General features: G+C 67.3%; 14 protein-coding genes. 7 read left to right on the top strand and 7 right to left on the bottom strand.

The window, feature by feature from the left end:
* Positions 1-34: 34 nt before the first annotated feature.
* Positions 35-1,405 (top strand): CHAT domain-containing protein, encoded by a 1,371-nt coding sequence (locus FJY88_05915; protein ID MBM3286870.1) that lies wholly within the window; start codon positions 35-37, stop codon positions 1,403-1,405.
* A gap of 38 nt (positions 1,406-1,443) precedes the next feature.
* Here FJY88_05915 and FJY88_05910 read toward each other — a convergent pair whose 3' ends face one another.
* The 3 genes from FJY88_05910 to FJY88_05900 all read right to left on the bottom strand — a co-directional run bounded on the left by FJY88_05910 (position 1,444) and on the right by FJY88_05900 (position 3,559).
* On the bottom strand, positions 1,444-2,373 hold the full coding sequence (locus FJY88_05910) for a zf-HC2 domain-containing protein (GenBank protein ID MBM3286869.1): 930 nt from the start codon (positions 2,371-2,373) through the stop codon (positions 1,444-1,446).
* A 38-nt stretch (positions 2,374-2,411) separates the two neighbouring features.
* Positions 2,412-3,029 (bottom strand): sigma-70 family RNA polymerase sigma factor, encoded by a 618-nt coding sequence (locus FJY88_05905; protein MBM3286868.1) that lies wholly within the window; start codon positions 3,027-3,029, stop codon positions 2,412-2,414.
* 341 nt (positions 3,030-3,370) lie between these two features.
* Positions 3,371-3,559 (bottom strand): hypothetical protein, encoded by a 189-nt coding sequence (locus tag FJY88_05900; GenBank protein ID MBM3286867.1) that lies wholly within the window; start codon positions 3,557-3,559, stop codon positions 3,371-3,373.
* A gap of 391 nt (positions 3,560-3,950) precedes the next feature.
* On the opposite strand from FJY88_05900, the gene FJY88_05895 reads away from it, so the two are divergent.
* A complete protein-coding gene (locus FJY88_05895; GenBank protein ID MBM3286866.1) occupies positions 3,951-6,263 on the top strand; it encodes a hypothetical protein in 2,313 nt (770 codons plus the stop codon).
* A 308-nt stretch (positions 6,264-6,571) separates the two neighbouring features.
* Here FJY88_05895 and FJY88_05890 read toward each other — a convergent pair whose 3' ends face one another.
* Both FJY88_05890 and FJY88_05885 read right to left on the bottom strand, forming a co-directional pair.
* The gene (locus FJY88_05890; GenBank protein ID MBM3286865.1) at positions 6,572-8,578 is read right to left on the bottom strand and encodes a hypothetical protein; all 2,007 of its coding nucleotides are present in this window, start codon (positions 8,576-8,578) and stop codon (positions 6,572-6,574) included.
* Between the two features lie 120 nt (positions 8,579-8,698).
* Entirely contained in the window at positions 8,699-9,229 is a 531-nt protein-coding gene (locus FJY88_05885; GenBank protein ID MBM3286864.1) for a hypothetical protein, read from the bottom strand.
* Positions 9,230-9,458: 229 nt separating this feature from the next.
* Here FJY88_05885 and FJY88_05880 point away from each other — a divergent pair, with 229 nt between their 5' ends.
* Complete coding sequence (locus FJY88_05880) at positions 9,459-10,058, top strand: hypothetical protein (GenBank protein MBM3286863.1); 600 nt, start codon at positions 9,459-9,461, stop codon at positions 10,056-10,058.
* Positions 10,059-10,067: 9 nt separating this feature from the next.
* Here FJY88_05880 and FJY88_05875 read toward each other — a convergent pair whose 3' ends face one another.
* Together FJY88_05875 and FJY88_05870 are read right to left on the bottom strand one after the other, a co-directional pair.
* Positions 10,068-10,517 (bottom strand): GNAT family acetyltransferase, encoded by a 450-nt coding sequence (locus FJY88_05875; protein ID MBM3286862.1) that lies wholly within the window; start codon positions 10,515-10,517, stop codon positions 10,068-10,070.
* Between the two features lie 68 nt (positions 10,518-10,585).
* Positions 10,586-12,805 (bottom strand): OPT family oligopeptide transporter, encoded by a 2,220-nt coding sequence (locus FJY88_05870; protein MBM3286861.1) that lies wholly within the window; start codon positions 12,803-12,805, stop codon positions 10,586-10,588.
* On the opposite strand from FJY88_05870, the gene FJY88_05865 reads away from it, so the two are divergent.
* The 4 genes from FJY88_05865 to FJY88_05850 form a co-directional block, all read left to right on the top strand.
* Positions 12,782-13,390: a sigma-70 family RNA polymerase sigma factor gene (locus tag FJY88_05865; GenBank protein MBM3286860.1), complete on the top strand. Its 609-nt coding sequence runs from the start codon at positions 12,782-12,784 to the stop codon at positions 13,388-13,390. The two genes, FJY88_05870 and FJY88_05865, sit on opposite strands and share 24 nt — an antisense overlap.
* Positions 13,377-15,104: a DUF4384 domain-containing protein gene (locus FJY88_05860; GenBank protein MBM3286859.1), complete on the top strand. Its 1,728-nt coding sequence runs from the start codon at positions 13,377-13,379 to the stop codon at positions 15,102-15,104. The genes FJY88_05865 and FJY88_05860 overlap by 14 nt, the downstream gene beginning before the upstream one ends.
* Entirely contained in the window at positions 15,104-18,475 is a 3,372-nt protein-coding gene (locus FJY88_05855) for a CHAT domain-containing protein (protein MBM3286858.1), read from the top strand. Before FJY88_05860 ends, FJY88_05855 begins: the two co-directional genes overlap by 1 nt.
* A 27-nt stretch (positions 18,476-18,502) precedes the next feature.
* On the top strand, positions 18,503-18,915 hold a 413-nt coding region (locus FJY88_05850; protein ID MBM3286857.1), incomplete at its 3' end, for a hypothetical protein.

Here is an 18,915-nt window from a genome sequence, read left to right as displayed (position 1 = left end):
GGCGGAGAAGGAAGAAGCGGAGAGGGCGCTGAGCGTGGCCAGCGATGAGTTCCGCGAGCGGTTGGAGCGCAGGAAGCAGGAAGCGGCGATGACATGCGATCGGCTGGCGGAGATCCTCCCTCCCGGTGGCGGCATCGTCCATTTCGTGCGCTACCCTGACCTCGCGGCGGGGGCCAGGAGCGCGGCGCGCCAGATGGCTTCACCTATCCTTCCCCTTCCCTCTGCCGCCGCTGAGCGATACGGGGCCTTCTGCCTCGCCGCCTCCGCGCCCGGCGCGTGGACCCTGAGCTTCCATGATCTGGGCGAAGCCGATTTCCTCGATACGCTCATCGTGTCGTACCGCCGGAGCGTCGAGGGTGAAGGCGGGAGCGGCAGGCCCTCCGCAAGAGCGGAAGCGGAATTCCGTGTCGCCTCGCGGAGTCTGCATCGCCGCGCCTGGGAGCCGATCGCGGCGCGCTTTGCCGAAGCCGGCCCGGTCGGGCCGGAACCGGGCGCCGCCATCGTGCTCCTGATTCCCGACTCGGAGCTTCTCCTCGTCGACTTCAACACGTTGCTTTCGCCGGCGGATGAGCTCGTGATCGAGCGATGGAGCCTCCACAATCTGTCGTCGGCGAGGGACCTGCTCCGGCTTGCGGAGCAGACGCGCGCCGGCGCGCGCGAGGGGCTCCTGGCCGTCGGATGTTCGGGCCCGGATCCGGCGGCGGCTCCGATGACGCGGCGCCCCGCGTCGACCCTGCGGAGCGCGCGTCCGTGCGATATCGATCCGCGCTCCCTTCCCCCTCTCTCGGGGGCGGTCGATGAGGCGCGAAGGATCTCGGACCTCTATTCCCGGGCCTCTGGAGAGCCGGTCACGCTCCTGGTCGGACCCGAGGCGACCGAGGGGTCCGCGAAACGCCTCATGGGGAGTAGCAGGATCATCCACCTTGCGGCGCACGGCTTCTTCTGCGGGAGGGAGGCGGGGGATGGAGGTGCGGTGACGCGCGACGCCGCTGAGGATCCGCTCCTCCTCTCCGGCTTGGTCCTTCTGGCGGGACCGGCGGGCGATGACGGCATCCTCTTCGCGCAGGAGGTCGTCGGGCGGGATATGCGCGGAACGGACTGGGCGGTGTTGAGCGCCTGTGCGTCGGGGCGGGGCGTGCAGCTCTTCGGGGACGGGCTCTCGGGTCTGCGGAGGGCGTTCGAGATCGCCGGGGTCCGCACCGTCCTCACGTCGATGTGGCACATCCGGGACGATGTGGCCCGCGACCTGATGGTCCGTCTCTACACTCATCGCCTCTCGGGGGAGTCGACGGTCGAGGCGGTGCGCGGGGCGCAGCTTGAGCGCTTGCGCGAGGTCCGATCGAGATTCCGCAGGATCCACCCCGCGTTGTGGGGAGGGATCGTCGCGGAAGGCGACTGGCGGTAGCGGCTCTGCGGTAGCGGCTCGGACGCAGTCGAGCCGGCCTAGCGCGCCGCCATGGTCGAGCGGTAGAGCAAATCCCCCGACGGCGTCGCGAGCGTCACGACATAGTCGCCGGGCCTCAGGCTTCCCGCCTCGAGCAGGATGCAGACGCTGTAGTTCTCAGCGAACGCCAGACCATCGACCTGACCGGTCCATTCGGGAGAGGAGCCCCCGGCCCTCGTGATCGCGACGTCGTAGAGCGTCCCGCTCCGGGGAGGAGCTTCGAGATCGGTCAGCTCCAGGAGCAGGAACTGGTCGCAGGAAGTGTCGACCGATGGGGCGTCATCGTCGACTCCCTGGGGTCCGCGCACGGCCCCGAGATCGCTCGGCAGGAGCACCACGCCGTCGACGAGACCGCGCGGGGCGGCATCCGCCGGGGGCGCGTGCGTCCCGGGGAAGCGCTCGGAGGGCCGGTCGACGCCACTCAGAAGGACCAGGGCGAGCGCGGCCGTGGCCGTCAGGTAGACCGCGGCCGGGACCGGCCGCAGGAGCGTCCCCGCGAGCGCCTCCCACAGCCCCCTGAAGCGGGTTCCCGCGAGCGACAGACCGCTTGCCCGCCCTGTCTTCGATTCCGATCGCTCTCCGGCCGGGGCCAGGTCGCGATCGACCGCCCGAAGGATCTCGGACTCGCGCATGCATTCCGCGCAGCCGGCGATGTGCGTCTCAACGAGGGCTCGTTCGGTGAGAGGCAGATCATCGGATTGCTCGACGAAGCGCACCAGCAGTTCGGGAGCGGGATGCATGGAGCTCGCTTCGGCCAGGCGATCCTTGAGACTCGCCGCAAACCGAAGGAGATCGGCGCAGGGGCCGCACCCCGCAACATGATCCTCGACGCGGGCTCTTTCATCCGCGGTGAGAGTCGATGTGGGATACCAGACAAGGAGTCCCTCGATCGCCGCGCAGGCCTGGTCTCTGTCATCTGCTGTCATCATCTCTGTCCACCTACTCTCCGCCGGCCGCGAGGCCGTCCTCAGACCATTCCCCCCGATTGCACCTCTCTGGCCTCTTGAAGGCAGCGACACAGCCTGACCTTCACGGCTCCCTCGGTCGTCCCCAGTCGCTCCGCGATCTCGCGGCGGCTGAATCCCTCGAGATAGGCAAGCGAGATCATCTCCCGGCACCGCTCACCCAGTCCTTCCAGTATGCGCCGCAACATCAGGACGCGTTCGTCGGAGGACCTCCGCGTCGCGGGGTCATGGAGCGCCTCGAGTGAGTCGATCGACATCGCCGTCCCCCGAACGCGCGCGCGCCGGTAGCTGCTGACGCAGAGATTCTTGGCGATCCGCCTCACGTAGGCGGGAAGATCCCCCTCAGCGAAGCGGTTCTCGCGAAAGCATCGGACGAGGGCGAGAAGAGCCGCCTGGACGATGTCGTCCGGCGTTTCGAATCCCCAGGCTCGATGCGACGCCACACTGCGGGCCCACCCCGCTACGAGGCGGATCGCCGGCTCCTGGTTGTCGAGGAAATCGGCGATGATGGTGGAGGGCTCCGACTGCCCGTACTCCCTGGGCGCTCGGGGCTCGCGAGTGTCTTGAGGTTCTGATCGCGCGGGGTCTCGCCCCGTTCTCGGGCCGCCCATCACCTTCACGGCTTGTCGCCTCCGTCGGACCAGGGGTAGGCCATTGCCGCCAAGAGCCTGGACCCATCATGAAGATCGCGCAACCTTGCGGGAGGTTACCGAGGCTCCGGCGCGCCCCGGACGCAGCCGGGCCAAGCGGACGCTCCAGGGGGCCTCTCGAGCGCGATCGAGCCTGCTAGCGAACGATCGTCAGGCGGCGCAGGGAAGTCTCCCGCCCGGCCTGGGCTCGACAGAAGTAAACCCCTGATGGGACGGGGATTCCGGCGGCGTCCGCACCGTCCCAGAGGATGCGCGGCGACGGGGAAACCTCCCGGCCGGACGAGATTCTGCGAACGCAGCCCCATCCGAGATCATGGATCGAGATCGCTACGGGAGCGCCAGCGGGCGCTCCACCAGGGATCGCAGGTGTGCATCCCGTGGGCATTCCAACCCTGGCCGCTGGCCTGCAGGATGGGGCTCTCGGGTATCTCCGCTTCAGCGTAGTGCTGCCTGTCGAGTTGCACGATCTCAAAGGCGCGCACCGCTTCTCCGTAACTCACGTCGCACTTCTGGGCCAGGCGGAGGATTCGATCGCCTGCGTAGACGACGCATCTCCCGGCCGGTCTTGCCTTCCCGGCGTTGCCCCGCACGACCGGGCGCGAGGCTCCGAGATCACGATCCTGTCATGAGCGGCGGCCGCGAACGCGCAGAGGAGGCAGACGATCAGTCTTCTCCAGAGTGAGCCGCGATGTTGCATGCCCGCATCCGGCGTCATCGTAGCGGTGTCCGCTCCAAGGTCAGCCGATTATACATGAAGGAGTTGGAGGGAGGAACAGCCGGCGGTATAATCAGAGGCGGCGACACTGGAGGTCGCGCGCGGGGGCGATCGATCAGCGAATCGGTGCACCGCGAGAGACCCGGTCCCTCGCTCTCTTGAAAGGACACGGCATCTTGCTGAATCCGCGTCTGGGGTGGATCCTCGCGCCGGTCCTGCTGCTTGTCGGGGCAGGGCTCCGCCCGCCCTCCGCCCGGGGAGGAATCCCATGCGGCGTGATCGAGAATCCCGGCCATCTGGACGAAAGAGCGCTGGCATACGCCAGTTGCGCTGGAGCGACGATCTACTTCGCGGCGGGCGGCGTCGTCCTGGACCTGACGGAGGCGAGTCGCGTTCTCTGGCTCCGCTTCGAAGGAACAGAAGGCAGATCCGTGCCGCGGCCAGAGGGGGATGCCGGGACGCGAGTGAGTCACTTCATCGGGAGCGACCCGTCGCGCTGGCGGGCGAACTCGCCGGCGCGGACCCGCGTCGTGTACGACGACCTATGGCCCGGCATCGACCTGGAGCTGACGCCCGAGGAGGAGGGGCTGCGCTTCGTCATCGCGGCCGGCCGGCAGGAAGAGCGGAGCCGGGTTCGCTTCCACGTCGACGGTCTGGACTCGGGCCCCTGCGAGTTCGATGGGAACCTGGCATGGACTGCGCCGGGATCGAACGAGATCCGTATCGAGCGCTTCGGCGATCGCGGAGAGGCGATCCTGCGCTGGTCGGAGGACCGATTCGATGAGAGTCCCGGCGACGCGACACCGGGTGAGAACCCCGCCAGCATCATCTGGAGCACGCTGCTGGGCGGGGGTGATAGCGAGTACGCCCACGGGCTGACGCTCGATGCCGACGACAACTCGCTGGTCGCGGGGTACACGCGCTCGGCCACGTTTCCGACGACGCCGGGCGCGTACGACAGAACGCTCGGAGGCGGGTACGATCTGTTCGTGGCCAAGCTCGACGCGAGTGGCTCGGCGCTCCAGTGGGCCACGTTCATCGGCGGAAACGCTGAGGATCGTCCGTTTGCGATCGCCCTCGACGGCCTGGGCAATCCGGTCATCGCCGGCCTCTCGCTCTCCAACGACTTTCCGACCACGCCGGGCGCGCACGACCGGACCCTCGGCGGATCGCGAGACGGATTCGTCTGCAAGCTGAACGACTCCGGCAGCGCGCTCCTCTGGAGCAGCTTCCTGGGCGGAGGCTCCCTTGACAGGGTGTGGGACCTCCTCCTGGACGGCGCGGGACGCGCGGTCGTGGTCGGCGAGACCTACTCGGCCGACTTCCCGACCACGGAGGGGGCCTTCGATCGAACGCTGGACGGGCTCACCGACGGATTCGCCGCGACCCTCGACCCGTCCGGGGCGAGCCTGCTCTGGAGCACCTACCTCGGGGGATCCGTCAACGATCAGGCCACTTTCCTCGCTCTCGATTCCATGGGGAGAGTCGTCGCGACGGGGAACACCTCATCCAGCGATTTCCCCACGACGGAGGGGGCGTTCGATCGCGGGCACAACGGCGGGGACGACGCGTTCGTCGCGGCACTCACGCAGGATGGGAGCGCCGTCGCCTATGGCACGTTCGTCGGAGGCAGCGGAAGCGACATGGGAAACGTGGTCGCAGTCGATCACGATGACGGCATCGTTGCCACAGGCTCCACGACATCATCCGATTTCCCGGTCACTCCGCTGGCCTTCGACCGGACTTACAACGGCGACCGGGATGTCTTTCTCGTGCGGCTCGAAGAGGGTGCATCGCGGCTCGCGTGGGCCACATTCCTCGGAGGCGATTCCGTCGATGAAGCGTTCGCGCTCCTCCTGGATGAGCTGAACTGTCCTGTCATCTCGGGGGAGGTTTCGTCAGCCAATCTCCCGACGACGGCCGACGCCTTCGATCGAAGCTACGGAGGAGGAACCGACGCCTTCGTGAGTCGCTTCGATCCCTCCGGCGCGACGCTGCTCTGGAGCAGCTACCTGGGAGGCTCGGACTCGGACGGCGGCTGGGAGCTCACGATGGACCATTCGGGACGCGCGCTCCTCACCGGGCCGACGCGATCCCCGAACTTCCCCACGACGATCGGGGCCTACGATCAGACTCACAACGGGGGAAGGGACGTCTTCGTGGTCCGGTTCGATGCGATCGGCCCGGCGGATGTCGACGGGGTTGTTCATGGTCGGCGACCGGCGCTTCGAATCTGGCCGAATCCATTCCGGGGACGGGTGGAGGCGGAGTGGCACTCCTCTCTCTCGGTTGTTGCCGGCGTGATCGTGACCGACCTGGCCGGGCGGCGGATCGCGACGCTGCCTGCGGCGCGCCGTTCCGATCAGACTTGCGGCCTGGTCTGGGACGGGCGGGATGATCGCGGTTCCCCGGCGGCGCCGGGTGTCTACATGCTCCGGCTCGGCGAGGGGCGGCGGGCGCCGGCGGCGAAGCTCACATTGCTTCGGTAGATCGTTCACTGATGCGGACGCGCGACTGGAACAGATCGCCGGGGCGGATCACGCGAAGCTCCCATTGGATCGCCCTCACGGCCGTTCTGCTCTTCATCTCGCAGATCCAGTGCGAGGAAGACCCGACAAGACGGCCGACCCGCCCCCTCCCTCGGAGCGCTGGAGCCCCCTGGGCTCAGGCGTGAACGACTGAGTCTGGGCCCTCGCCGTGACGGTCTACGAGGGCGCCCTCATCGCGGCGGGCCTCTTTCGAAGCGCGAGCGGCGTGCCGACCGCGTGCATCGCGCGATGGGGACTGTAGCGGCGCCTCAGCGAACAATCACGATCGGGCGCGCGGAGATCTCCTTCACATTCGACACGCGCGCGAAGTAAAGCCCCGAGGAGACCGCGGATCCGCGTTCGTCGGTCGCATCCCAGATGATGGCGCCTCCGCGGCCGTCTTGACCTCGCTCGGGAAGAACCCTGATCAGGCGTCCGGCGGCATCGAAGATCTCGACCTTCTGGTCCGGCGATCCGGCGGAGTCCACGCGGATCACGACCGTGCCCCTGGAGGGATTAGGCTCGATCCGGATCCCCGACGCGAGATCCGCGGACTCCTCCACCGAGACGAGCTGCGAGCAGAGGTCGCCGAGCGAGGCCTGGACGATTGCCGCGTCCGCCGCGTCGACGAGGCCCGATCCATCGAGGTCGCCGCAGAAGTCCGCGGTTCCCATCCTCGACATGACATAGACGAGGTCGTTCTGGAGCACCGCGCAGTCGCCGTTGACATCGGGAGACTTCGCACCCAGCCAGTTTCGGACTTCAAGCCCATTCGCGATCAGGCGGACGCGACCGGCGGTGGAGCATCCTCCGCCGCGGACCCTGAGCTCCACCCGGCCGTCGGCGTCCGTCGTCTCCGGAGGAATCGTGGGATGCAGTTGGATCTCATCCCACGTCAGGTCCGCGTCGAGCGGCGGGGCGAAGCTGAGAGTCATGACCAGCCCTTCGACCGGACCGCCTCCCGGACAGGCGTTGGAGCAGACGGCGGCGTTGTCGCGCGAGCCGGCCGGCGTCAGCAGGATACTGAGCGGCGCATGGAACTCGAATCCCTGGCAGCCCAGGATCGAACCGGGTTTCGCGACCAGGCAGGTGGCCGCTTGACGCTCCTCGATCCATGTCGCGAGCACTCCGGCCATCGGACTGCCCTCGATCCCCGCGATGCTCGATGTCTCGATCCCCGCGTCGGAGAGGGTCCCGCTCCATGACGGGGCGCCGCAGATCTCGATCAGGCCGACCTGGTGGGACCGCGCGCCCGGGGGGGCGTCGTCGGTCCATGTGATCCAGTAGCGGGGAATCACGCCGCCGATCATGTCCATCTGGACGAAAGTGTATCCGTGCATCTGCGGGGAGCGCGACGCGCGACCGTCCTCAGGCGAGACTTGCTGGACCCATGTGGGAGCGCCCGATTCGAAGCACCCCACCCAGACCTCCATCGGCCCGGAATCCTCGTGCTCGAACGCGATGAGCGCCTGGGAGGTGACGATGTCGCCGCAGCATTGCTCGGCGTGCACGCTGGGCTTGCGGCAGGCCCCCGGGAGATCGGTGAGACGGACAGGCTCGGCCCATCCCCCCCACTGCCTCTCCCGCAGATAGATCTCGGGCAGGCCGTGCATCGCGTCGGCCCATGCGACGATCAACTGATCGCTCCAAGGCTCACAGGCGATCGATGGCTCGGACGCGGTGCAGCCGCCCGGCGAGATGGTCTCGATTCCAAACCACAACCGCCCGAGCGCCTCGTACCTCCTTCCGGCGACGGTCGTCAGGCCCTCGGGCCCCTCCTCCCACACGGCATACCCCTCGGTCTGTCCGCCCGCGATGGCAGGGGCGCTCGAGCGGAACATGTTGTCCGTGAGAGCGATTTCGGCTCCCCAGGAGCCGCCATCCCACAGGCGCGCCCAGATCTCCGGGTGGCCTCGACGGTCGTCCTCCCAGACGACGATCAAGCGATCTCCGATGAAGGCGAGCTTGGGGTCTCTAGAGACCGCTGGGTCGTCGGTCAGAGGCTCGGGAGCCTGCCAGATGCCCGCGATTCGCATCGCGTGGTAGATGTCGCCCCTTTTCTCGTAGACGACATGCCATTCGTCACGCCCGTTCCATGGTTGCCAGTCGGGCGTGTGGACGGCGTCGGGACCCGAGGAGCCGGTCATTCCGAGATCGCCTATGTCGACGATCTCCTCCGGATCCCACTCCGGATCATGGATCTGGGCGAAGGACGAGGGCGTGGAGACCAGGAAGAGAAGGGGCAAGCAAGCGGCGAGGATGAGCGGGGGACGCATCATTCACCTCCCGGGAGCGCGCAGCCCGGCGACTTCGCGCACCCAGGTTTGATTATACGCGAGAATCGTCCCCGCATCCACGGCTGGATGGAGTGGCTTCAGAGAGGCCCTCCCGGACGGTCACTGGCTTGGGGCGGAGTAGACGATCAACATGCCGTCCTTTCTCTCTTTGCTGAACATGAACTGCAGGCCAAGATCCCCTTTCTGGCCGGTCACCATCCCCCCCTTGGGCCCCATGTTCATGAGACTCGCCTGCCAACCGCCGCTCTTCAGCAGCTCGACGTACTTCTCGACTCCGTCTTCCTGCACGTCGTCGTAGTAGATGTTGAACTTCTTCATTCCGGCGTCATCGCCGCCGACGACCCGAGTCACCTTCCCGAACTTGAACTCCGGGACGGCGGGGAACATGTCGGAGGGCCACTCGTCCGTTTCTTGAATCGTGGTCTCTGATCCCTCTTGCTTGATCTTGACCGACTTGCCCTCCATCTGGACGTCAACGTCCTTGCCGGTCGCTCCCTTGAGGGCCATCTCCACCGCGGCCTCGCCGATCTTTCTCTCGGCCTTGTCCTTTCCGCCGCACGAGACAAGTACGAGCATGGCGACCAGCGGCAGAACGGCGCCAACCAACAACGGGACTCTGAGTTTGCGCATCGGGCCTCCTTCGATTGCATGGCGTGGGCGACCGATCGGCCCACAATTCCGTGGAGAGTATACGCCCGTCGGAGGATTGGCAGCAGCAATTCACTCGGCGCCCGTCGCCGGGACCAGGCCTGCCGTCGCGGGCGGCAGGCCGCGACGCCGTCATGGAGGGCCGCGTTGGGTTCTGGTACTCTCTAGGCGTACGGATCCCGATAAGCGGGGCGGGGGAAGGCGGTTCACGATGCCGTGGATGATGCGCTTTCACGAGTGCCGAGTCCGATCGAACCGGAGTTTGCCTTCGCCGCCGGCGGTGCGGGCATCCGGCGGGCGATCGAGCCGGCGCATCGTTCTCTGCCTCATCTTGGGAAGCCTGCTGTCCCTCGCCGCCGCGGGTTGCTTCGACCGCGTGACGGATCTGCCGAGGCGTCACATCCCTCGCTGTCCCCCGAGAGACAACGGAGGTCTGGTCGTCACGCCGGACCCGATCGGCGTCCTGGCATCGGACCCATACCAAGTGAGAGCCGTCTCGATCCAGGGCAGGATCCTATCTCTGTCGGTCTCCGCATCGGGCGGCTGCGCGGATCATGCGTGGACCCTCTATGTCAGCGAAGCCTTCATGGAGTCGTATCCGGCGCAGACGCGGGGGTTCTTGGTCCACGAGGACAACGGCGATCCCTGCGATGCCATCCTGCAAGAGGATCTCGCCTTCGATCTCGCTCCCCTGATCGCCGCGTATGCCCGGCAGTATGGCGGGGCCCACGATCCGATCGTGATCCACATCGCGGGGGATGATCGAGGAGAGTCGGCGTTCACGGTGCGCTACACGCCCCGTTGCAGGTAGCGAGGCGGTTCAACGATACAAGACCCGGTCGTCCTCTTCTTCTCCGAGCGGCTTCCCCAGGCTTACCCGTTCCTCGACGACATACCCGAGCGCCGTGTAGAACCCCACGACGGCCGCGTTGCTCGAGCGCACCTGCAGATTGATCTTCGGGCAGCCGAGCGCGGCAAGCGCTTGCTCCGCGGCGCGGACGAGCCTGGTCCCCACGCCCCTGCGCCTCGACGCCTCTTCCACGGCGAGATGATAGATCCAGCCGCGCACCCCGTCGAATCCCGCGAGGACGGTCCCGATCACGCGCCCATCCATGAGCGCCACCAGAAACAGCTCCGGCTGCACGGTCATCTTGCGGGCGATCATCCTGTCCGGACGATTGCGGGGCGGATCGTCGGGGAACGCTTCAATCCAGAGCGCGGTGACGCCGGCGCGATCGTCATTCGTGAAGGGTCGGACCTCGACAGCCATGTCGTCCATCGCGCCGTCTCCTCGATGTTGCCAGACAGAACGAGCATCTCGGCCGCGCTCGCGATCGCTCAGAGCAGGAAGACCCTGACCAGGACATCGGTGATTCCCACCAGGGCCGCGCCCGCGATCATCCCCGCGCAGATCGGCTCCTGAGTCTCGATCCACAGGGCATGCCCCCTGGCGCCCGGTCGCCCCTCGTAGCGGCGGCGCATGAGCCAGAAGAACCCGGCGCCGGCGAACATGGCGATCGTCGAATCGGGCGGGATCACGACGCCGAGGCCGATGGCGAGAGGCGAGAGGGGGAAGCCGCGCCGGCGGAGGATCCGCACCAGCTCGAGGGCCAGTCCGACGACCGCAGCGATTCCCATGGCCCAGACGGCCGACTGCGGGATGGGGGAGCGGCCCTCCGAGAAGACCGCGGCGACGAGGTCGGACACCCCCTTCCATTGAAGAGCGGAGGGGAAGCCGAACTGGTTGGTGATCATCACGTCTTGCAGGTTCGCGCCGGGCCTGTAGTCCGAGAGGAACAGCAGATAGAAGAGGGGCGTGCTGGCGATGGCGCCGGCCATGATCCCGATGCAGTGGCCGATCGCCTGCTGCCGGGGTTTCGCGCCGAGCATGTAGCCCGGTTTGATGTCCATGAGCAGATTCGAGGCGTTGGAGGCTACCTCGGTGCACATGAGGGCGGTCATCAGGTTCGTGGGGGGATGCTTCGGATGGAGCGTCCCGAAGAGAAACTGCGGGATCTTGGACAGGGAGCCGGTCGGCGTGATTCCGGTGAGAGCGGTCGAGTTCGCGGCGATCAGCGTGAGCACGATGATGAGCGGGATCGCGAGGGCCCCGAGATCCACGCGCACCCCGAACCATGCGTGGGTCATCCAGACGCCGAGCGCTCCGATGATTGGCACGCCGACGAAGGAGATCCACAGGGGCAGCTCGATGTGGGCGACCACGTCCTCCCCGGCCGCCTTCTTCCTCTTCAGGAATCCTGTGAAGGAGGAGAGGAGGATCTTCGGTTTCGCGAAGAGAGAGGCCAGGGCGGCGACCACCATGATGGAGATGCCCCACCAGAGCGCCCATGTGTTCAGGACGTGGATCCTGCTGAAGGTTCCGTCGGCCCGGGGAGAGATCTCTCCGATCGAGATCATCCAGGGGACGATGAAGCAGAAGTTGAGGATCATCCCGATCAGCATGCTGACGGCCGCCCGGATCCCCATGAGCCCGCCGGCGCCGAACATGGCGAGGTCGAGAGTCGCCGTCAGGCCGAGCTGGCGGATGTCGGCGTTCGCGAGCTTGGGAATCGGCAGGATTCCCCTGTCGGCCAGCCTGTAGTACCAGGCGTCCAGGTTCTCGGGGAGGTGCCAGAACGACTTCAGGCGGAGCAGCTTCGTCTGGATGTAGTTCATGATGTTCTCGCCGGAGATGAACTTGAGCCCCCCCGCGATCAGGGCGGCATAGGCGAGCGCGCGCGCCTTGAACAGTCCCACCGAGGCGTGGGAGGTGTAGAGCGTGTCCAGGACGACGCCGCAGGCCCGGCCCTCGGGAAACGGTTGCTGCTCGTCGTTGATGAACCGCCGCTTCATCGGAAACGCCACGAGGACGCCGAGAAGGGAGAGGACGACGTTGAAGAGCAGCATCTGCCACCACTCCATCGGCCGGTTCTGGACCATCATGTAGGCGGCCATCCCGGAGATCAGCGGCCCGGTCATGTAACCCGCCGCGGTGGCGATCGACTGCATGCAGTTGTTCTCGAGGATCGTCATGTCCCTCGCGCCGAGGCGCGAGAGGACCTTGAACATCGCGAAGGCGAGGATGACCGACGTGATGCCGACCCCGAGAGTCCAGCCGGTCTTGGCGCCCACGTAGAGGTTGGTCGCCGAGAGGATCCCTCCCAGCAGGAAACCGGTGATCGAAGCCCGCAGGGTGAGCTGGGGCATGTCCCCCCGCCAGACGTTGGCGAGCCACCACCGGTCCTTCTGCTCGCGCGTCCAGGTCGCGACCTGTTCCTCTGTCAGATGCTGCAAGGCCATGGGTTCTCCTCGGTCCGTGGCTTCCGCGCCCCCGAATGGGGTCGCGGGGAGCTTAGGGGGCCCCCGGGCGGGAAGCAACCGCCAGGCCGGCCCGCGCGCCGTGGCGCGCCGGGCAAGCCGGGACGGGCGGCGCCCCGGGGACCCGCCCCCGCTTGCGCCCCCCGGAGGGAGTGCTAGACTGGCGTCGCGACAAAACGGACAGACCGTTGCAGACGCCGCGCGGGAGGGTTCGACATGGACAAGCCTCCACCGCAGCATCCAGATCCAGGGGAAACGACACCCGCCCTCGAGTCGACCGCAGCGCTCCTGGGACTGGTCAGGAGCGGAGATCGCCCGGCACGCGAGAGGCTCTTCGCTCGCTATCTTCCGCGTCTGCAGCGGTGGGCCTCGGGCAGGCTTCCGGCCCGCGCCCGGGGGCCGGCCGACACGGATGACCTTGTGCAGATCACCCTCCTGAAAGCGTTGGAGAAGGTGGAGGGATTCGAACCCAGGCACGAGGGAGCGTTCCTCGCCTACCTGCGTCAGATCCTCCTGAATCAGATTCGCGATGAGATCCGGCGCGCTGGACGGCGGCCACAGACGACGGAGGTTGACGACCAGCTCGCCGGAGGGGAGGCGTCTCCCCTCGAGGAGGCGATCGGCGCAGATCTCCTCCACCGTTACGAGGAGGCGCTCGAGAGGCTGACCGAGAGGGAGCGCGAGGCGATCCTGCTGAGGATCGAGATGGACTGCACCTACAGGGAGCTGGCGGAGGCGATGGAAAGTCCGTCGGAGAACGCCGCCAGGATGTTCGTCACCCGCGCTCTGGTCAAGCTTGCGGAGGGGATGCATGAGCAAGGGTGACGATCTGATCGCCAGGATCGCCGAGGGGATCGCCGACGGGAGAGCCATCGACTGGTCCGTCGAGCGGGATGTCGATCCCATGCTGAGGAGCAAGTTGAGGAATCTGCGCGCCATCGCGCAGGTGAACGCGATCTACAAGAGAGAACCCTTCCCGCCTCGGGCCGGCGACACCGGCGAGATGCGGGCAACGATCCCGATTGCCCCGTCCCGCCTCGGCGAAACGAGCGAGGAATCGGACGGCGAAGCGCTCGAGCGCTGGGGACGGCTGCGTCTCCTGAAGAGGGTCGGCGTGGGGAGCTACGGGGAAGTCTATCGCGCGCGCGATCCGGCCCTCGACCGCGAAGTCGCCCTCAAGCTGCTCCGGCCGGAGGCCTCGCGGGCCGCGGCGGACGGCGTGATCCACGAGGCGAAGCAGCTCGCGCGGGTTCGCCATCCCAATGTGCTCACCGTCCACGGGGCGGAGGAACGCGAGGGGCGCGTCGGCATCTGGAGCGACTACATCGAGGGCAAGACCCTGGAGGAGTGCCTCCGCGAGCAGGGTCCCTTCAGCGCCGAGGAGGCCACGCTCATAGGGATCGATCTGCTGCGGGCTATCGCAGCCGTCCACGCGGCCGGCCTCGTCCACAGGGACATCAAGGCGGCCAACGTCATGCGTGAAAAGGGCGGCCGCATCGTCCTGATGGACTTCGGCACTGCGATCGATCGACGCGCCTCGGAGGAGGGAACGGACCTGGCCGGAACCGCCGTCTATCTCGCTCCGGAGCTCTTCCGCGGCGGCTCCGGAGGGATCGCGGCCGACATCTACTCGGTGGGGGTTCTGATCTTCAGATTGGTCACAGGGCGTTACCCGGTCGACGGAGCCACCGTCGCCGATCTCGCGAACAAGCATCGAAGCGGAGAGTCCGCGCGGCTGCGGGACCTTCGTCCCGAGCTTCCCGGGGTCTTCGTTCAGGCAGTCGAGGCCGCTCTCAGGGCGGATCCGTGTCAGAGATACAGGACTGCCGGCGAGTTCGAGCAGGCGCTCGCAGGGCCGACTGCGTTAGTGGATCGCGCCGGTGCGAAGGGCGCGCGGAGGAGCTGGATTCTCGTGGCCGCGGTCGCCGGTTGCGCGATCGCCGCGGCCCTGATCGCGGAAAGAGCGCTGACACCGGGGGCGCTCGGCGTCGAGGCCGCCCTGTTTCGCAATGCCGGCGGAGCGGATGAGCGCCTCCGCGACGGCGCGAGCATCGGGCCCGGAGACAGGCTCTTCATGGAGATCGAGGCGTCGGCGAAGTCGCACGTGTACGTCTTCAATGAGGACAGCAGGGGAGATGCCTATCTCCTGTATCCTCTCACCGGTCTCGATCCGGCAAACCCGCTCGAGGGGGGCGTGAAGCACAGGCTTCCCGGGGAGAAGGGCGGGATGCGGCAGTACTGGAACGTAACGAGCAGCGGGGGGCACGAGACCGTCTATGTGATCGCCTCGCGAGGGCCCCTCGAGGATCTCGAGAGAAGTCTCGCCTCACTCCCGCAGGCTGGATCGGGATCTCCCCTTGCTCTCTCCGGCGCGGACCTCGGCCTGGTCCTGCGCGGAATCGGCGGCATCTCCGCCGAGCCGGCGTCGGGAGCGGAGGCCTCGCGGCCGGGGCTGTCCGGCGTATTCAGCCGCCTCGAGGCGAAGGACAGCGGATCTCGACGGCTCTGGACCTGGAAGGTCGAGCTGGAGAACCCCTGATGCGGATGCGGAGCCCTCGTCGCGGGAGGTGGGGCTCTCCGCGGGAGGACCAGCTCCCCGGGGTGATGAGGGCATCATTGTGGACGAGAGCCCAGGCCTGCGCGTCGATTCTCGCCCTCGTCCAGCTTATCGCCTGCAGTCTCTGCGTCGTCGCAGCCGCTGCGGAGGGCGATCCGGCCGGCTCCGTGGAGGAAGGGGCGATCGCCAGGCTCATCGATCAGGGATCGTACCTCGACGCGGAGGCCAGGGCGCGCATCCTCCTTGAGCAGCGGGAACGCGCCCGGGGATCAGGCTCGCCCGAAGTCGCGATCGCGCTCGATCTGCTCGTGAGGAGCATGTACGAGGGGGGCAAGGCGTCGCTCGCCGAGACGGAGGCTCTCTCGCGCCGCGCTGTGGATCTGAAAGAGCGTCTCTTCGGATCCGAGGAGCCCGAGGTGGCGGTGAGCTTGAGACACCTCGGGCGCCTGCTCCACTTCGCCGGCCGCCTGAACGACGCAGGACCGCCGCTGGAGCGCGCTGTGCGGATCGGGCGGGAATCCGGGCCTTCCGCCGAGCGGAACCTCGCCGACGCCCTGTCGGCCCTGGGCGAACTCCGGACGGACATGAGCCGGTACTCCGAGGCGGATGCCCTTTACAGCGAGCGCCAGAGGATCCTCTCGCGGCTCCTGGGTCCGGACGCTCCGGAACTGGCTCGCGATCACCACAACCTCGCCCGGCTGCGCTACCGGCAGGGAATGTATAAGGACGCCCTCGAGGAATACGGACGCGCGGGGGAGATCCTGACCAAGGCATATGGACACTCGCATTTCGCGAACGCCCTGATAGAAAACGGCCTCGCCATCGTTTATGACGAGATCAACGAGTATGTGAAGGCACGAGAGCACTACGAGCGGGCCGTCGCGATCGCCGAGGCGAGCCTTCCCGCGGGCGATCCCTTCCTGGTCTCGTGCCTCAACAACCTTGGTCGCGTCCATCAGAACCTCGCCGACTATGGAAGGGCCGAGGAGCTGTACCTGCGATCGCTGGAGATGCGTGTCGCGAGAGGCGAGGCCGAGGATCCATCGACGCTGATGAATCTCGCTGAGATCAAGCACCTGGCGGGAAACCTCGCGGCGGCCGACTCGCTCTGCCGGAGGGCGATCGAGGGATGGGAGGCGTCCGTGGGGGCGGAGGCTCCCGAGCTCGCGACCGGGCTCAGATGCCTGGCGTCCGTGCGTCTGGAGATGGGAGATCTCGCGGGAGCGGAGGCGCTCTTCGCTCGCGCCTTGTCGATCAAGGAGGCGAGCCTTGGGCCGGATCACCTCGATCTCTGCGCGATTCTGATCGGGCTGGCGAAAGTTCGTCTGATCGCCGGCGAAGACGAGTCCGCCCGGCGGGCGTACGAACGAGCGCTGGAGATAGGAAGAAAGAACCTGGGAGACGAGAACCTCGTGGAGGCCGATCTGCTTCCGAATCTCGGACTGATGGCGCTGGCGTCAGGCCGGTCCGACGAGGCGCTCGAGGACGGGCTCCGCGCGGAAGCGGTCCGTAGCTCGCATGTGCGGGCCACGGCGCCATTCCTCCCGGAGAGGCAGGCGCTCGGACTTGTGGCAAGCAGGACCGCGGGGCTGGACCTCGCGTTGACCGTGGCGTCGGAGGGGGTCCTCCCCCGCGCAGCACGGGACTGCTGGGACGCGGTGGCCAGGTCGCGCGGACAGGTTCTCGAGATGATGGCCCTCCGGAATCGGATTCCGGCAGTGGGGGGGAGCAGCGACGCCAAGCGTCTCGCGGAGGTTCTCGCGGCCGCGAGCGCGAGGTACGCGGAGCTTCTGGTACAGGGACCGTTGCAGAGGACACCGGCGGCGTACAGGGAGGATCTCGAAGCCGCGCGCGAAAAAAGAGAGGCCATCGAACGCAGGCTCGGCGCGATCAGCTTCGCATTCCGGGCGGCCCGCGCGGTGGAGCGATCCGGTCTGAGAGAGGCTCTCGACGGGCTACCCCCGAAGACCGTTCTGCTCGCGTATGTCAGATACGACCGGCAGGTTCCTCGCGGGGCGATGGGGCGGAGACGTCCGGAAGCCCGCGCCTCCGTCTCCGCCCCCGCTCCCGCCGAGACCGAGCCGTCGTATGCCGTCTTCGTCGCGAACGGGTTTCCGTCCGAGATCCACATGATCGATCTCGGTCCGGCCGAGCGGATCGAGGGCCTCGTGCGCGCCGTCCAACGCGAAGCCTCGTCGATCGCCGCCACCAGGCAGGAGACCGCCGACGAGGCGGAACGCGCCTACCGGGCAGCCGGCGAACGCCTTCGCGAGATCGTCTGGGATCCGGTCGTCCCGCTGCTGACCGGTTGCGGGCAGGTCTTCGTCGTGCCCGATGGCGCGCTCCACTTCATCAATCTGTCCGCCCTGCCGGTCGAGGAGGAGAGCTACCTGCTCGAGATGGGCCGGACGATCCATTACCTGTCCGCGGAGCGGGATCTCGTCGTCGCGCCGATCTCGGAAGAGGCCGAGGGGCTGCTCGCGATCGGCGCGCCCGATTTCGATGGCTATCCGGAGATAGCCGAAGGCGACAGCGACGCGGGGAGGGCAGAGGCCCCTGCGGCGGCCGGGATGCCTTTCCGCGGAGGAAGGGAACCCTGCCTCGAGTTCCAGTCGGTTCGCTTCGGGCCTCTTCCGGCGACGAAGGGGGAGGTCGAGGAGATCGCCGGACTCTGGCGCCGCGCCGCGCCTGAGGGGAGCGTCATAGCCGCTCACGCGGGCGGCGGCGCGGCGCTGATCCTTGCGGGGTCCCATGCGACGGAGTCGAGCGTCAAGCGGCTCGCTCCGGGCAAGGCCGCGATCCACCTCGCGACGCACGGCTTCTTCATCGCCGGCCAGTGCCTCTCCGCGGCGCCCGCCGCCCGAGGGATCGGAGGGCTCGCCGCCGCCCCGACGGAGAAGACGCCGGCCTGGCGCGAGAATCCGCTTCGCCTGGCCGGTCTCGCGCTCGCCGGCGCCAACAGGAGAGGCGAAGCCAACCCTCGGGGAGAGGACGGCAGCCTCACCGCCGAGGAGATCGCCGCCATGAATCTCGAGGGCGCTCGGTGGGCTGTGCTCTCGGCCTGCGACACGGGGCTGGGAGAGATCCGAAGGAACGAGGGGATCCTCGGGTTGCAACGCGCCTTTCGGGTGGCCGGCGTGAGGACGATCATCATGAGCCTCTGGCCGGTGGAGGATCGATCCGCCGGCGAGTGGATGAGAAGGCTCTACGATGCCCGTCTATCGAAGCGAATGACCACGATGGACGCCGTGCAGGAGGCGACCTTGGGCTCGCTTCTCACGCGGCGCGCGAACGGTAGGAGCACGCACCCGTTCCACTGGGCGGCGTTTGTCGCCGTCGGAGACTGGAGATGATCAGCCATCTCCCACAGGAGGATTGAAATGGACGAAGCAGGGAAGTCCCTCAAGGCAGCGATCACGATCGTCGTTGTCATCGGGATCGTCTGTATCGCCGGCTTGATCGCCTGCCTGATCAAGTGCCGTTTCCCGAAGCCAGAGCCGAGCCTCATCATCGAGGACGAGACGATCGCCACATGGATCACGCTCGAGAACAAGATCCTCCTCGAGCCGGAGTCGTGCGAGAGGCCCTTCTGGAACGGCCTCCTCTTCCAGCTGGGGAAGTACGAGGGCGCCTCGATGGAGTTCCGCAAGGTCGAGGTGACAAAGGAGAGCGGGGAGGTCGTGACATTTCATGTGGGCGACTTCGCGTGGATCAACATCGTTTCCTCGAAAGATATCGGCGCCGGAGGAGGATGCCCGGAGCCGATCTCTCCGGACAAGGCGTTTCTCCTCTA

Source organism: Candidatus Eisenbacteria bacterium (assembly GCA_016867495.1).
Lineage (GTDB): Bacteria > Eisenbacteria > RBG-16-71-46 > CAIMUX01 > VGJL01 > VGJL01.
Note: the sequence above shows the minus strand (reverse complement) of the source record. Positions and strands in the feature narration are given on the sequence as shown.

Bases quoted from the DNA above. Each gene is read 5' to 3' on its own strand.
- FJY88_05910 (MBM3286869.1), bottom strand. From the start codon at position 2,373: ATGATGACAGCAGATGACAGAGACCAGGCCTGCGCGGCGATCGAGGGA.
- FJY88_05890 (MBM3286865.1), bottom strand. From the start codon at position 8,578: ATGCGTCCCCCGCTCATCCTCGCCGCTTGCTTGCCCCTTCTCTTCCTG.
- FJY88_05885 (MBM3286864.1), bottom strand. From the start codon at position 9,229: ATGCGCAAACTCAGAGTCCCGTTGTTGGTTGGCGCCGTTCTGCCGCTG.
- FJY88_05880 (MBM3286863.1), top strand. From the start codon at position 9,459: ATGCCGTGGATGATGCGCTTTCACGAGTGCCGAGTCCGATCGAACCGG.
- FJY88_05875 (MBM3286862.1), bottom strand. From the start codon at position 10,517: ATGGCTGTCGAGGTCCGACCCTTCACGAATGACGATCGCGCCGGCGTC.
- FJY88_05865 (MBM3286860.1), top strand. From the start codon at position 12,782: ATGGACAAGCCTCCACCGCAGCATCCAGATCCAGGGGAAACGACACCC.
- FJY88_05870 (MBM3286861.1), bottom strand. From the start codon at position 12,805: ATGCTGCGGTGGAGGCTTGTCCATGTCGAACCCTCCCGCGCGGCGTCT.
- FJY88_05860 (MBM3286859.1), top strand. From the start codon at position 13,377: ATGAGCAAGGGTGACGATCTGATCGCCAGGATCGCCGAGGGGATCGCC.
- FJY88_05855 (MBM3286858.1), top strand. From the start codon at position 15,104: ATGCGGATGCGGAGCCCTCGTCGCGGGAGGTGGGGCTCTCCGCGGGAG.